Raw genomic sequence first — 14353 nt, forward strand, 5'->3', positions numbered from 1 at the left:
TTTTCGGGAGCAGGTTCGCTTTTTCAGACACGACAGCCCAGGTTTTCTCTGGGCTTTTTTGTGTCTGCAGGGTCGCTGCAGACATAGCTAATGCATTGTCTGTTCTCATTATTTTGCAAAGTATCGACGGGGCAGGAACAACCTCTGAACCCCGACCGTATATCGACCGGATACAAAATCTTTTCTTCAGAATTCCCGATTAATGCAATGGGATATTTCTTAATTGTTTGACGATTTTTCGTCGCTATTTACGGCCACAAAAGACCTTGAAACAGCCGGTGTGCGGCACTTATGTCGTCTATTCTTAGCTTTCCTCAGCCCATGTTCATGAAGTCTTGTCGGACAAAACCCATGCCGATTCGGCATGGGGTAGGCGTTTACGGCATTAGACGGTTTACTCCGGCATGGGAATAGTTGCGCCTTTTTTCGCCTGCCAAAGAGCCTGTCCGGTTCGATTTGGGCGACCTTCTACGGGGGTGCAGGCTTTCGATTTTTGCGCTTTGAGCGCTCTGGTCAAAGCCTTCACCCGAGTCCACTTGAAGTAAGGGTAATGACATGAAGAAGGCAAAACTTAGCCTCGCCTGGCAGATCCTAATCGGTCTGGTCCTCGGGATTGCAATCGGCGCGCTGCTCAACCACTTCAGTGCCGAAAAAGCCTGGTGGATCAGCAACGTTCTGCAACCTGCCGGCGATATCTTTATCCGTCTGATCAAGATGATCGTGATCCCAATCGTGATTTCCTCACTGGTTGTCGGGATTGCAGGCGTGGGTGATGCGAAGAAGCTGGGTCGCATCGGTCTTAAAACCATTCTTTACTTCGAGGTGGTGACCACCATCGCGATTCTGGTCGGTCTGGTGCTGGCCAACGTGTTCCACCCGGGCGCCGGGATCGACATGAGCACGCTGGGCACGGTCGATATTTCCAAGTATCAGGCCACTGCTGCTGAAGTGACCCACGAGCATGCGTTCATTGAAACCATCCTCAACCTGATTCCGTCGAACATCTTCGCAGCCATGGCTCGCGGTGAGATGCTGCCGATCATCTTCTTCTCGGTACTCTTCGGCCTCGGCTTGTCGAGCCTGAATGCCGAACTGCGCGACCCGCTGGTGAAAACCTTCCAGGGCGTGTCCGAGTCGATGTTCAAAGTGACTCACATGATCATGAACTACGCGCCAATCGGTGTGTTTGCGCTGATCGCCGTGACCGTTGCCAACTTCGGTTTTGCCTCTCTGGTGCCGCTGGCCAAACTGGTATTGCTGGTTTACGCCGCCATTCTGTTCTTCGCCTTTGCCGTGCTGGGCCTCATCGCCAAGCTGTTTGGCTTCTCGGTAATCAGGTTGATGCGCATCTTCAAGGATGAGCTGGTCCTGGCTTACTCCACCGCCAGCTCCGAAACCGTGCTGCCGCGCGTGATCGAGAAGATGGAAGCCTACGGCGCGCCGAAAGCCATTTGCAGCTTCGTGGTACCGACCGGCTACTCCTTCAACCTGGACGGCTCGACGCTGTATCAAAGTATCGCGGCGATATTTATCGCGCAGCTGTACGGCATCGACCTGTCGATCAGCCAACAACTGCTGCTGGTACTGACCCTGATGGTTACCTCCAAAGGCATCGCCGGTGTACCGGGCGTGTCCTTCGTAGTGCTGCTGGCCACTCTGGGCAGCGTGGGCATCCCGCTTGAAGGCCTGGCCTTTATCGCCGGTGTCGACCGTGTGATGGACATGGCCCGTACCGCCCTGAACGTGATTGGTAACGCCCTGGCGGTACTGGTTATTTCGCGCTGGGAAGGTATGTACGACGACGCCAAGGGCGAGCGCTACTGGAACTCGCTGCCGCACTGGCGCAGCAAGGAAGCCCTGCCAAAAGGCGAATAATCGTCCCTCGGCAGCTGCACCCGCACAAACCCCGGACTTGTCCGGGGTTTGTTGTTTCTGCGGTCTGGCCGCTATCATTCGGCGTATCTTCCAGGAGTTCACTCGATGCTCAACGGCCTATGGCTCAGCTTTTTCGTGGTCGCTACGGTATCGGCGCTTGTTCAGTGGCTGGTGGGCGGCAATGCCGGGATCTTTGCGGCCATGGTGGAAAGTATCTTTGCCATGGCCAAGCTGTCGGTCGAGGTGATGATTCTGTTGTTCGGCACCTTGACCCTGTGGCTGGGATTCCTGCGCATCGCTGAAAAAGCCGGCATCGTCGACTGGCTGGGCAGGGCGCTGGGGCCGCTGTTCAAGCGCCTGATGCCCGAAGTGCCGCCCGGGCATCCGGCACTGGGGTTTATCACCTTGAACTTCGCGGCCAACGGCCTGGGCCTGGACAATGCCGCCACGCCCATTGGCCTCAAGGCCATGCGGGCACTGCAAGAACTCAATCCAAGCCCGACCAGCGCGAGCAATGCGCAAATTCTGTTTTTGGTGCTCAACGCCTCGTCCCTGACCCTGTTGCCGGTGACGATCTTCATGTATCGCGCTCAGCAGGGCGCAGCCGACCCTACCCTGGTGTTCCTGCCGATCCTGCTGGCGACCAGCGCCTCGACGCTGGTAGGCCTACTCTCGGTGGCCTTCATGCAGCGCTTGCGACTGTGGGACCCGGTGGTACTGGCCTATCTGGTACCCGGGGCGTTGATTCTGGGCGCGTTCATGGCGTTGCTGGCGAGCCTGTCGGCTGCAGCGCTGGCGAGTTTGTCCTCGATCCTCGGCAATCTGACGCTGTTCGGGCTGATCATGCTGTTTCTGGTGATTGGCGCGCTGCGCAAGGTCAAGGTATACGAGGCGTTCGTCGAAGGGGCCAAAGAGGGCTTCGATGTTGCCAAGAACCTGCTGCCCTATCTGGTGGCCATGCTGTGTGCGGTGGGCGTGTTGCGGGCTTCTGGTGCGCTGGATTTCGGCCTAGACGGAATTCGCCATGTGGTCGAGTGGCTGGGCATGGATACGCGCTTTGTCGATGCGTTGCCGACGGCAATGGTCAAGCCGTTCTCGGGCAGTGCGGCGCGGGCCCTGTTGATCGAAACCATGCAGACCCAAGGGGTGGACAGCTTTCCGGCGCTGGTCGCCGCGACGGTGCAGGGCAGTACTGAAACCACCTTTTATGTGCTGGCCGTTTACTTCGGCGCCGTGGGCATCCAGCGTGCCCGCCATGCGGTGGGTTGTGCCTTGCTCGCCGAGTTTTCGGGCGTAGTGGCAGCGATCGCGGTGTGCTACTGGTTCTTCGGTTAATCCTCAAACTATCGCTGGCAAGCCGGCTTCCACAGGTGTTGTGGGGGCCGGCTTGCCAGCGATAAAGGGCTCAGCGTTGCGCCTGCCCTTGCTGCATCACCCACTGCACCACTTGCGGCATCAGCGTGTCAGCGGCCTGGCCAAAACCTGCAACAACCCCCGGCACCATCGGATTGCTCAGTGGCTGGCGTGCTTCAAAGCGCCTGGACGCCAGCACCCGCTGATCGCTGCTGCGCACCAGCCGGGCGTTGTACTGAATCAGCACCTCGGGGCTTTTACCGTTATAGCGGGTCTGGAACGCCAGTAACTCTCCGCCTAACTCGTAATCGGCCTGCAGGTTGCTGTCGTCGGTGCTCAGCCCCTGAATCCGGCCATCCTGCAAGAACGCATCGAGCAAGCGATTGCGCAGCAGTACAGGCGCCGGATCGCTCCAGCGTGCGCCTTTGTAATTGCTGATCAGATTGCCCTCGGGCACCACCGCAATGTTCTGGCTGTTCAGCGCGTTGCTGGCCATCGGTTTTTCGAGTCGCAGCGACCAGTTAACCGGCGCGCCACGGCTGGCGGCGAGCGGCGCCTGGGCATAGGGCAGCCAATACACGTCAACCTGCTCGGGCTTGGGCAATATCGAACAGGCGCTAAGCAGGCTCAGACTGGCAGCCAGGACGATTGAACCTGCCAGGCGATAAGTACGGGTCATGGCGTGAATTCCTTGTTCTGTTCGCGGCCCAGCAGGTAACCGCTTGGATTGGCTTCCAGGCGCCGCGAAATCGAGCGTAATGTGCCGAGGGTTTCGCGCAGTTCATTGACGGCCGGGCCCAGCTGATTTAGGCCCTGCAGGCCACTGTTGAGCGACTGTTCATTGTTGTTGATCAACAGATTGATGGTTGCAGTGCTCTGTTGCAGCGACTTCATGGCCTGTTCGGCACTGCTGAACATCTGCTGGCCCTGGTTGCTCAACATGCCATTGGCGTTGCGCATCAGTGCGGTGGTTTGCTCCAGGGTGCCGCTGGCCTGTTTGCTGACCTGGGCCAGCTGTTTCATCATCTGGCTGATATCGTCACGCTGGCTGGCAATGGCAGAGGTGGTCTGCTCCAGGTTTTCCAGAGTCTTGCCCACACGGTTGACGTTGTCGTGGGAGAACAGGCGGTTGGCGTTATGCAGCAGGATGTTGATATTGGCCAGCATGTCATTGCCATCGGTGAGCAACCGGGCAATCGGGGAGGGGGTGGCCACGATGGTGGGCAGTTTGCCGTTTACACCTTTGAGGTCCGGGCTGTTCGGGTCGCCACCGCTGAGCTGGATGATCGAGGTGCCCGTCACGCCCGTCAGCGCCAGCTTGGCCTTGGTGTCGACCTTGACCGGGGTGCCGGCGGCCAGACGAATCCGGGCCAGTACGCGGCGCGGGTCCTTGTCATCCAGACGCAGTTCTATGACATCGCCGACCTTGATCCCGTTGTATTGCACCGAGCTGCCTTTGGACAAGCCACTGACAGCCTCGTTGAATACCACTTCGTAATCCTTGAAGGTGCTGTCCATGCTGGCCTTGGCCAGCCACAGGCCAAACAGCATGGCCCCGACTATGACCAGAACGCTGAACAGGCCGATCAATACATGATGGGCACGGGTTTCCATGTTATTGCTCCTTGATCTTGGTTGCCGCTTCGTATGCAGCGCGGCCGCGGGGGCCATGGAAATATTCATGAATCCACGGGTCGTCGTAGTCTTCGACCTGCTTGATAGGGGCGGCCACCAACACCCGTTTTTGCGAGAGCACCGCTACCCGGTCGGTGATGGTGTACAGCGTGTCCAGGTCGTGGGTCACGAGAAATACGCTCAGACCCATCGCGTCACGCAAGGTCAGGATCAACTGGTCAAACGCCGCTGCGCCAATGGGATCCAGCCCTGCGGTGGGTTCATCCAGAAACAGAATGTCCGGATCCAGTGCCAGTGCCCGGGCCAGTGCCGCGCGCTTGATCATCCCGCCTGACAGCATGGACGGGTATTTGTCAGCGGCGGACAGGGGCAGCCCGGCCAGCGCCAGCTTTACGCACGCCAGATGCTCTGCATCGGGGCGGCTCAGCCCCGCGTGTTCGATCAGGGGCAGGGCGATGTTTTCCGTCACGGTCAGCGAAGAAAACAGCGCGCCGCTCTGGAACAACACACCAAAACGCCGCTCAATCTTCGAACGCGCCTCTTCCGGCAGGCTTAACAGGTCCTGGCCGAACACCCGGACCTGGCCTTCAGTCGGTCGCCTTAGCCCGACAATACTGCGCAACAGTACCGACTTGCCGGTGCCGGAGCCGCCGACCACGCCGAGGATCTCGCCCTTGTACACATCCAGGTCGAGGTTCTCGTGCACAGCCTGGCTGCCAAACCGGTTACACAGACCCCGTACTTCGATTATCGCCTCGCGGGGCGCTTGCATTGGCCCACTCACCAGCCCATCTCCATAAAGAACAACGCGGCCACGGCGTCGAGGACGATCACGATAAAGATCGATTGCACCACGCTGGACGTGGTGTGCTCGCCGACAGATTCGGCGCTGCCGCTGACTTTAAAGCCCTCAAGGCAGCCCACTGCAGCGATCAGAAAGGCAAAGAACGGTGCTTTGACCATGCCCACCAAAAAGTGCTGAACGCCGATATCGGAGTGCAACAGCGATATGAACATGTCGGGGGAAATGCCCAGCGAGACCACGCACACCACCGCGCCACCGAGGATGCCGGCCATCATGGCCAGAAAGGTCAGCAGCGGCAGCGCGATAAGCAGTGCCAAAACCCTTGGCAGCACCAGCAAATCCATGGGGTCGAGGCCCAGAGTGCGAATAGCGTCGATCTCTTCGTTGGCTTTCATCGAGCCGATTTGTGCCGTAAAGGCGCTGGCCGTCCGGCCTGCCAGCAGGATGGCGGTGAGCAACACGCCAAACTCGCGCAGGAAGGAGAAGGCAACCAGATCTACGGTAAAGATCCCCGCACCAAAGTTGGCCAGCACCGTGGCACCAAGAAAGGCCACCACCGCGCCCACCATGAAGGTCAACAACACCACAATCGGCGCGGCGTTGAGGCCGATCTGCTCGATATGCGCCACCATGGGGGTAATGCGCCACTGTTTTGGCCGGAACAGGTTGCGCGCCAGGGTTTGCAGAATCAGCCCGATGAAGCCCAGCAACTGCAGCGAGTCTTGCCACAGCTTGTAGACCGCGCCGCCGATACGGCTCAACAACAGGATGCAGATGTTCTGCTGGGGGACTTTGACCGGCACACAGAAGTCGCGCAGTGAGGCGTAGACCGTTTGCAGCAGGGCACGGTCAGCGGCGGGAAGTTTGTGTGCGGTGTCGGTCAGCTGGCTGACGCGTTCGGCGCCCAACAGGTCCACCAGCAACGACGCCCCTGCAGTATCGATGCTGGACACTTCATCCAGATCAATTGCGGTTTGAGCGTCGTACTGACCGGCCAGTTGCTCGGTCTGCTGTTTGAGCCGGGTGTAATGGGCCAACGTCCAGTCGCCGCTGATACGCAGCCGCGCCGGATTGCTTGAAGTGTCTAGTTGGGCATTGCCCGCCATGGCCGTAATAATCGTAAGCTCCCAGCTAAATACGCTTGAACGTAGACCTTATGTAATAGCACAGTCCTGTAAAACTGCGTCAGTTTGCCTGAACATCGGTCCCCGGGGGTTGATCTGGGTTAACCCGAAAGCGCAACACGCCAATCAGTTGCCCGTCTTCGGTGATCACCCGTACTTGCCAGCGTCCCTCGGGATTCGGCGGGAAGTTCTGTTTGTGGGTCCAGGCGCGATAGCCTTCTTTGCGTCCCCCGTGAATATCCAGCGCGATACGGTCGACTTCCTGGCCGTTGAGCTGCCACACATGGTAGATCCGTTCATTCAGGCCACGGGGTGCGTTGATCGAGGTGTAGGCATACAGACCCCTGCTGCGCAGTTCGCTAACGCTGATCTGCTCAACGCTTTCGCCCGGCGTGCGGTCCTGCAGTTGGGTGGTCACCGCGACCTCGGTCATCCATAGCGTTGCAGGCGGTACCCACGAGCGCAGCAGCCAGCCGGTGCCCCCCAGTGTCAGTACGATCAAGGGCAGCACCAGCCAGCCGCGCCAGGTCTTCAGCGGCAGGCTCACGGCCAGGCTGGGGATTGAAAGCAGTACCGCGGTGCCCAGCGCCAGCTTGTAGCTCTGGGAGGTGGTCAGGTTGAGGATGATCGGCAGTGCCGTCAGCAGGGCCGCGAACAAGGCCAGGGTGTGCATTGCCAGATACAGCCAGCGCCTGGGTGCCAGCCAGCGGTAGTACAGCGGGTCGGTGATGGTCACCAGCGCCGCGGCACCCAGCAGACCGGTAAACACCAGCTGTCCGCTGTTCCAGGTGGTGGTAATGAAGAAGAAGGGCAGGACAAAAAACAGGCTTTCCTGGTGGATCATCTGCGTTGCATAACGCAGCAACGGCGGGGGGATTTCGCGTTTGAACACGCGGCTGAACAACTGGGTGAAACTGTTTTCCAGCATCAGCCAGACCCAGCTCACCAGCAGGATCACGGCGATCCAGCGGGCCATGCCTTGCTGGCGGTCCACCAGAATGAAACTGCCCACGCCCGAGCAAAAGCCAAATGCCGCGATCAGCCCCGGATAGCGCTTCATTAATTCAAGGATGCGCTGTACGTAGTGGTTCCAGTTCGGCATTCGGCGGTTCACATTCTGTATAGGAAATATCCTCGACAGAATAGCGTTTTAGAGGACGCAGCGTCCGGGATGTTTACGCCCCCGCAGCCCGAAACAGGTGGGAGCTGGCAAGCCAGGCTCCCACTGCGGTTCAGCGCACGCTGCTGTCGAAGCGGCTCACGTCAGTCAGTTCCAGTACCAGTTCATCGCCGACATTCAGCGGGCCAACGCCTGCCGGGGTGCCGGTCATGATCACGTCGCCGGCTTGCAGCGAGAAACAGGCTGCCATGTGCTGGATCATCGGCACGATCGGATTGAGCATCAGCGCGCTGTTGCCGTCCTGGCGCACTTCACCATTGATGCTCAGGCGGATGCCGATGTCGGCCAGATCAGCGAAGGTGCAGCTCGGTACGAACGGGGCCAGCACGCAGGCGCCATCGAACGATTTGGCGATTTCCCATGGCAGGCCCTTGCCTTTGAGTTCGGCCTGCTTGTCGCGCAGGGTCAGGTCCAGTCCGGGCGCGAAGCCGGAGATAGCATCCAGCACTTCCTCGCGGCTTGGTTTGTTGGACAGGGCCTTGCCGATCAGCACCGAGATTTCTGCTTCGTAATGCACCGAGCCGCGCTCGGTGGGGATCGCAAAACCACCGTCCAGAGCCACGACACAACTGCCCGGCTTGATAAACAGCAGGGGCTCGGTGGGGATCGGGTTATCCAGCTCTTTGGCGTGCTCGGCATAGTTGCGTCCGATGCACACCACCTTGCCGATTGGAAAGTGAATCCGGGTACCGTCGACATACTGGTGCTGATAGCTCATGGACCGCTCCGCTGGGGATTCAAGGGTGAAACCAACCCTGCAGGAGCCAGCGCTAAAGCTCGCTCCTGCAGGGGGCATTGTTAGTTAAATCGCAAAAATCTTGCCCGGGTTCATGATGCCGTTCGGGTCGAACACGGCCTTGAGCGCTTTCATGTACTCGATTTCGACCGGCGAGCGGCTGTAGGTCAGGTAGTCACGTTTGGTCATGCCCACGCCGTGTTCGGCAGAGATGGAACCGTTGTACTTCTCGACGGTTTCAAATACCCACTTGTTCACCGTCGCACACTTGGCGAAGAACTCGTCCTTGCTCAGGTTTTCCGGCTTGAGGATGTTCAGGTGCAGGTTGCCGTCGCCAATGTGGCCGAACCAGACGATTTCGAAGTCCGGGTAGTGTTCGCCGACGATGGCGTCAATTTCCTTTAGAAATGCCGGGACTTTCGATACGGTGACCGAAATGTCGTTTTTGTATGGCGTCCAGTGGGAAATGGTTTCGGAGATGTATTCGCGAAGTTTCCACAGATTTTGCAGCTGGGTCTCGCTCTGGCTCATCACGCCATCCAGCACCCAGCCCTGCTCCATGCAGTGCTCGAAGGTTTCCAGCGCGGCATTGGCCACTTCTTCAGTGGTGGCTTCAAATTCCAGCAGGGCATAGAACGGGCAATCGGTCTCGAACGGCGAGGGTACATCGCCGCGGCCCATCACTTTGGCCAGAGCCTTGTCGGAGAAGAACTCAAAGGCTGTCAGATCCAGCTTGCTCTGGAAGGCGTGCAGCACGGGCATGATCGAATCGAAATCGGCCGTACCCAACACCATCGCCGTCAGGTTTTTCGGCGCACGGTCCAGGCGCATGGTGGCTTCGACCACAAAACCCAGGGTGCCCTCGGCGCCGATAAACAGCTGGCGCATGTCGTAGCCGGTGGCGTTCTTGATCAGGTCCTTGTTGAGCTCGAGCACATCGCCCTTGCCGGTCACGACTTTCATCCCCGCCACCCAGTTGCGGGTCATGCCGTAGCGGATAACCTTGATCCCGCCGGCATTGGTGCCGATATTGCCGCCAATCTGGCTGGAGCCGGCCGAGGCAAAATCCACCGGGTAGTACAGGCCGTTTTCTTCGGCCAGGTTCTGCAGATGCGCGGTGACCACACCGGGCTGACAGACCACGGTGCGGTCCGTCAGGTTGATGTCCAGCACCTGGTTCATGTAGTCAAACGACACCACCACTTCGCCATTGGCCGCCACGGCTGCCGCCGACAAACCCGTACGGCCGCCCGACGGTACCAGGGCGATCTTGCGCTCATTGGCCCAGCGCACAATGGCCTGTACTTGCTCAGTGGTTTTGGGGAACACGATGGCCAGCGGGGCCGGGGCGAAATGCTTGGTCCAGTCCTTGCCAAAAGCGTTGAGGGAGTCAGCGTCGGTCAAGACCTTGCCAGGCTCTACCAGGGACTTTAGCTCTTCAATCAAGACTGGATGGGTCATCAACAGAACTCTCGAACAATTCATGGTCATCCTGAGAACGCTTCACGTCGCAGGTATGGGTGTTTAGCGGGGCGCTTATGCTAGCATACGACCCCCCCGTAGAATCGAGCCGTAGGACGATTCTCGGTGCCGGTCTTCACGCCGGACAGGTCAGCTCTCGCTGTCCATTCCCTGCCATTTTTTCTCTGGGACACAGGTTTACGCAGATGAGCAAGACTTCTCTCGATAAGAGCAAGATCAAGTTCCTTCTTTTGGAAGGCGTCCACCAATCCGCTGTTGAAGTACTCAAGTCTGCCGGTTACACCAGCATCGAGTACATCACCAGTTCCTTGCCTGAAGCCCAGCTGAAGGAAAAGATCGCTGATGCCCACTTTATCGGCATCCGTTCTCGTACCCAGCTGACCGAAGAAGTGTTCGATTGCGCCAAGAAACTGGTCGCTGTTGGTTGTTTCTGCATCGGCACCAACCAGGTCGACCTCAACGCTGCTCGCGAACGCGGTATCGCTGTTTTCAACGCGCCTTACTCCAACACCCGTTCGGTGGCCGAGTTGGTGCTGGCTGAAGCGATCCTGTTGTTGCGTGGCATCCCTGAGAAAAACGCTTCCTGCCACCGCGGTGGCTGGATCAAAAGTGCAGCCAACTCCTTCGAAATCCGGGGCAAGAAACTGGGTATCGTCGGTTATGGCTCGATCGGTACGCAATTGTCGGTACTGGCCGAAGGCCTGGGCATGCAGGTGTTCTTCTATGACACCGTGACCAAGCTGCCGTTGGGTAACGCGACCCAGGTTGGCAATCTGCACGAACTGTTGGGCATGTCCGACATCGTGACTCTGCACGTACCTGAAACCGCAGCCACCCAGTGGATGATCGGCGAGAAAGAAATTCGCGCCATCAAGAAGGGCGGGATTCTGATCAACGCCGCACGTGGCACCGTGGTTGAGCTGGACGCCCTGGCTGACGCGATCAAGGACAAGCACCTGATCGGCGCCGCTATCGACGTGTTCCCGGTTGAGCCGCGCTCCAACGACGACGTGTTCGAAAGCCCGCTGCGTGGCCTGGACAACGTGATCCTGACCCCGCACATCGGCGGTTCCACCGCTGAAGCGCAAGCGAACATCGGTCTGGAAGTGGCAGAGAAGCTGGTCAAGTACAGCGACAACGGTACTTCGGTATCGTCCGTGAACTTCCCGGAAGTTGCCCTGCCGGCTCACCCTGGCAAGCACCGTTTGCTGCACATCCACCAGAACATCCCGGGTGTGATGAGCGAGATCAACAAGGTCTTCGCCGAAAACGGTATCAACATCTCCGGCCAGTTCCTGCAAACCAACGAGAAAGTTGGCTATGTAGTGATCGACGTCGACGCCGAGTCTTCGGACCTGGCGCAAGAGAAGCTGCAAACCATCAACGGCACCATCCGTTGCCGCGTTCTGTTCTAAGACGCGGGTCAATAAAAAGGGAGACCCTTGGGTCTCCCTTTTTTATGCGTGGTAAAAACTACTTCACATTGACGGTGATTTTTTTCGAAACCACGGCAGGCTCAAACGGTACGTGGTTTTTGTCGCCCAGTTCCAGTTGCAGGGTGTGCTTGCCCGGGGTCAGCGTTACTTCGGTTTCGACCTGGCCTTTGCCGAAATGCACGTGGTTGGCGTCTGCCGGGATTGGCATGGCGGCGGCAGGCAGCTTGTCGACATCGATCAGCAGATGGTGGTGGCCAGTATTTGCGGTCTGGTCGCCAGCCGGTGCAATGGCGACGTTTTTGGCGCCGAACTTGACGGTGAAGGTTTTATCCACAGTGGCGCCGTCAGCGGGGGAGACGATGAATACTTCGGCGTCTTTAGGTGCCGGGGTAGTCGGCATGCCGGCAGCCGTGGCCATGACCGAGGCGCCCATCAATACAGAAGCCAACGCAACACGAGACAATAGAGCTTTCATTTTTTTCTCCGTTTTTTACAAAATGCTCAGGCTTAGGACAACTTTGAGCGGATCTGTTGTCCAACGCCGCAATTGACCAACATAAAGCAAAGCGGACGCCAGTTGCGAATCGCTTGCATCAAATTCAAAGGAGTGACCATGCGTTTTCTGCCGGGCCTGATGCTTTTACTGCCATTGGCGAGTCCTTTTGTCCAAGCCGAATTGATCGACGATGTGAATGACCGGGGCGAACTGCGTATCGCCCTCGAGGCTGACCTGCCTCCCTTCAGCTTCAAGCAGGACGGTCGTTTGACCGGTTTCGACGTCGAATTGGGCGAGTTACTGGCCAAGGAGCTGGAAGTGACTCCCTCGATTCTCATCACCGACAGCAATGACCTGCTGCCGGGCGTTGAAAGCGGTAAATACGATGTAGCAATCAATCACATTGCTTTGACCCCGGAACTGCAGGATCGGTTCGATTTCAGCGAGCCTTACAGCTATACCGCTGCGCAGTTGATCGTGCGGCAGGAAGAACAGCGTTCGCTCAACACCCCGGGCACCCTCAAGGGCCAGCTCTTAGGCGTAGCCCAGGGCAGCCAGTTTGTCGAGCAGGTGCGTACCGGTCAGGCAGGGGAAGTGCACAGCTACCCGGATGCCCATCAGTCATTGGTGGCGTTGGTGAACAAACAACTGGATGCAGCGGTCAGTGACCGTTTGCTGACCCCGTATGCGATTCGCGATAGCCGGTTGCCGGTGAAGGAAGGTGCAACCATGGGGCCTGTAGTAGCGCTGGCGATTCCCTTCCAGAAGGGCAATCCGGCGTTCCAGACCAGCCTGGACAATGCCTTGCAGCGGATCAAGGCCGATGGTCGCCTCAAAGCTCTGTCGCAAAAATGGTTCGGTCTGGATGCCACCAAGCCCTGAGGCAGCCCCGGGCCCTGCAGGCGCTGGCTTGCCAGCGATGCAGGCGACCGGTGTTGATCCTGTCGCCCGCAAGCCGGCAGGGTCGTGGGCCCTATTCGCGCAACCCCTTCACATCTGCTGCCTTCACATCCCCACCTTTATTGCCCCAGCTGGTGCGGATGAAATTGACCACGTCAGCGACTTCCTGATCCGACAACCGCCAGTCAAAAGCCGGCATGGTGAAGGTCGACGGCGCCGTATGGGTTGCCGGCAGCGTCCCGCCTTTGAGCACGATATGAATCAGCGACGTCGGGTCGTCTGACAGCAGCACCGGGTTCCCCGCCAACGCCGGGAAGACCCGGGTATAACCGTGCCCGTCAGTGCGATGGCAGGCAGCGCAGTTGTCGATATACACCGCCGCACCGCGCTTGCTGTCATCGCCGTTCCACAAGGCATCGGCGACTGCCGGATCGTATTGATGCGGCATGTCCGCCGCGTCCACTGCCGGCAGCGATTTCAGGTAGCGGGCAATGGCTGTCAGGTCGGCTTCGGACATGTACTGCATGCTATGCACAATCACATCGCTCATGCCGCCAAACACCGCACTGCGGTCACTGCGACCGGTCTTCAGAAACTGCACCAGTTGTTCTTCGTTCCAGCTGCCCAGGCCATCTTTGTGGTCACCGCGCAGGTTCTTCGCAATCCAGCCTTCCAGCGGTGCGCTGCCTGACAAAAACGCGCTGCTGTCGCCCGCACTCAAGGCTTTTTCCTGCATGGTCAGTGCCCGTGGTGTATGGCATGCACCGCAATGCCCAAGGCCTTCCACCAGATAAGCACCGCGGCTCACTACAGGGTCTTGCCCGGTAACCGGGGTGAAGTCGGCAACGGCCGGTGCGAACGTCCAGCGCCACATCGCCAGCGGCCAGCGCATGCTCAGCGGCCAGGGAATATCGACCGCCTTGTTTTCTTGCGCGACAGGTTTTACCCCGTTCATGAAGTAGGCATACAACGCCTGCATGTCGGTTTCAGTGACCCGGGCGTAGGACGGATAAGGCATGGCCGGGTACAGGGTGTCGCCATTTTTGGCGATGCCATGGCGTACGGCCTTGTCGAAATCGTCAAAGCTGTAGGCGCCGATGCCGCTTTTGTCCGGGGTGATGTTGGTTGAATAAATCATGCCAATCGGGGTTTCCATTGGCAGCCCGCCGGCGAACGGCTTGCCATCCTTGGCCGTGTGGCATGCCACGCAGTCACCGGCACGGGCCAGATATTCACCTTGCTTGATCAACGTCTGCTGATCTTCCTGCGCGGCCACTGCCGAGAAACTGCCCAGCAGGGCCAGGGTCGCGATAACAATTGCTTTCATGCTC

General features: G+C 58.7%; 13 protein-coding genes. 4 read left to right on the forward strand and 9 right to left on the reverse strand.

The features are described from left to right. The first annotated feature begins 555 nt into the window (after positions 1–555). Together gltP and WG29040_RS18685 are read left to right on the forward strand one after the other, a co-directional pair. Positions 556–1875, forward strand: coding sequence for a glutamate/aspartate:proton symporter GltP (gltP, locus tag WG29040_RS18680; RefSeq protein WP_003437653.1), 1320 nt, complete (start codon positions 556–558; stop codon positions 1873–1875). A gap of 105 nt (positions 1876–1980) precedes the next feature. Continuing rightward, entirely contained in the window at positions 1981–3210 is a 1230-nt protein-coding gene (locus WG29040_RS18685) for a nucleoside recognition domain-containing protein (protein ID WP_003437651.1), read from the forward strand. A 70-nt stretch (positions 3211–3280) separates the two neighbouring features. Here the strand turns inward: WG29040_RS18685 and WG29040_RS18690 are convergent, their stop codons facing one another. The 7 genes from WG29040_RS18690 to WG29040_RS18720 all read right to left on the reverse strand — a co-directional run bounded on the left by WG29040_RS18690 (position 3281) and on the right by WG29040_RS18720 (position 10169). Next, complete coding sequence (locus tag WG29040_RS18690; protein WP_003437648.1) at positions 3281–3907, reverse strand: ABC-type transport auxiliary lipoprotein family protein; 627 nt, start codon at positions 3905–3907, stop codon at positions 3281–3283. Next, positions 3904–4842, reverse strand: a complete 939-nt coding sequence (locus WG29040_RS18695) for an MlaD family protein (RefSeq protein WP_003437645.1) — start codon at positions 4840–4842, stop codon at positions 3904–3906. Before WG29040_RS18695 ends, WG29040_RS18690 begins: the two co-directional genes overlap by 4 nt. Position 4843: 1 nt before the next feature. Next, positions 4844–5635 carry an ABC transporter ATP-binding protein gene (locus WG29040_RS18700; RefSeq protein ID WP_003437642.1) on the reverse strand — a complete coding sequence of 264 codons (792 nt, stop codon included), beginning with the start codon at positions 5633–5635 and terminating at the stop codon, positions 4844–4846. An 8-nt stretch (positions 5636–5643) separates the two neighbouring features. Next, the gene (locus WG29040_RS18705) at positions 5644–6774 is read right to left on the reverse strand and encodes an ABC transporter permease (protein WP_003437638.1); all 1131 of its coding nucleotides are present in this window, start codon (positions 6772–6774) and stop codon (positions 5644–5646) included. A gap of 79 nt (positions 6775–6853) precedes the next feature. Continuing rightward, entirely contained in the window at positions 6854–7894 is a 1041-nt protein-coding gene (locus WG29040_RS18710; RefSeq protein ID WP_127196663.1) for a DUF5924 family protein, read from the reverse strand. A gap of 130 nt (positions 7895–8024) precedes the next feature. Continuing rightward, the gene (locus WG29040_RS18715) at positions 8025–8690 is read right to left on the reverse strand and encodes a fumarylacetoacetate hydrolase family protein (RefSeq protein WP_010656776.1); all 666 of its coding nucleotides are present in this window, start codon (positions 8688–8690) and stop codon (positions 8025–8027) included. Between the two features lie 84 nt (positions 8691–8774). After that, positions 8775–10169 (reverse strand): FAD-binding oxidoreductase, encoded by a 1395-nt coding sequence (locus WG29040_RS18720; RefSeq protein WP_003437628.1) that lies wholly within the window; start codon positions 10167–10169, stop codon positions 8775–8777. Between the two features lie 206 nt (positions 10170–10375). Here WG29040_RS18720 and serA point away from each other — a divergent pair, with 206 nt between their 5' ends. Beyond that, the gene (gene serA, locus WG29040_RS18725; RefSeq protein ID WP_003437626.1) at positions 10376–11605 is read left to right on the forward strand and encodes a phosphoglycerate dehydrogenase; all 1230 of its coding nucleotides are present in this window, start codon (positions 10376–10378) and stop codon (positions 11603–11605) included. 58 nt (positions 11606–11663) lie between these two features. Here serA and WG29040_RS18730 read toward each other — a convergent pair whose 3' ends face one another. After that, positions 11664–12101: a DUF4399 domain-containing protein gene (locus WG29040_RS18730; RefSeq protein ID WP_003437624.1), complete on the reverse strand. Its 438-nt coding sequence runs from the start codon at positions 12099–12101 to the stop codon at positions 11664–11666. 138 nt (positions 12102–12239) lie between these two features. Here WG29040_RS18730 and WG29040_RS18735 point away from each other — a divergent pair, with 138 nt between their 5' ends. Then, positions 12240–13004: a transporter substrate-binding domain-containing protein gene (locus WG29040_RS18735; protein WP_003437621.1), complete on the forward strand. Its 765-nt coding sequence runs from the start codon at positions 12240–12242 to the stop codon at positions 13002–13004. Positions 13005–13095: 91 nt separating this feature from the next. Here WG29040_RS18735 and WG29040_RS18740 read toward each other — a convergent pair whose 3' ends face one another. Beyond that, entirely contained in the window at positions 13096–14349 is a 1254-nt protein-coding gene (locus tag WG29040_RS18740; protein WP_003437619.1) for a cytochrome c, read from the reverse strand. Positions 14350–14353 lie beyond the last annotated feature (4 nt).

Origin of the sequence: Pseudomonas sp. PAMC 29040, assembly GCF_003994535.1 — a bacterium.
GTDB lineage: Bacteria > Pseudomonadota > Gammaproteobacteria > Pseudomonadales > Pseudomonadaceae > Aquipseudomonas > Aquipseudomonas paraversuta.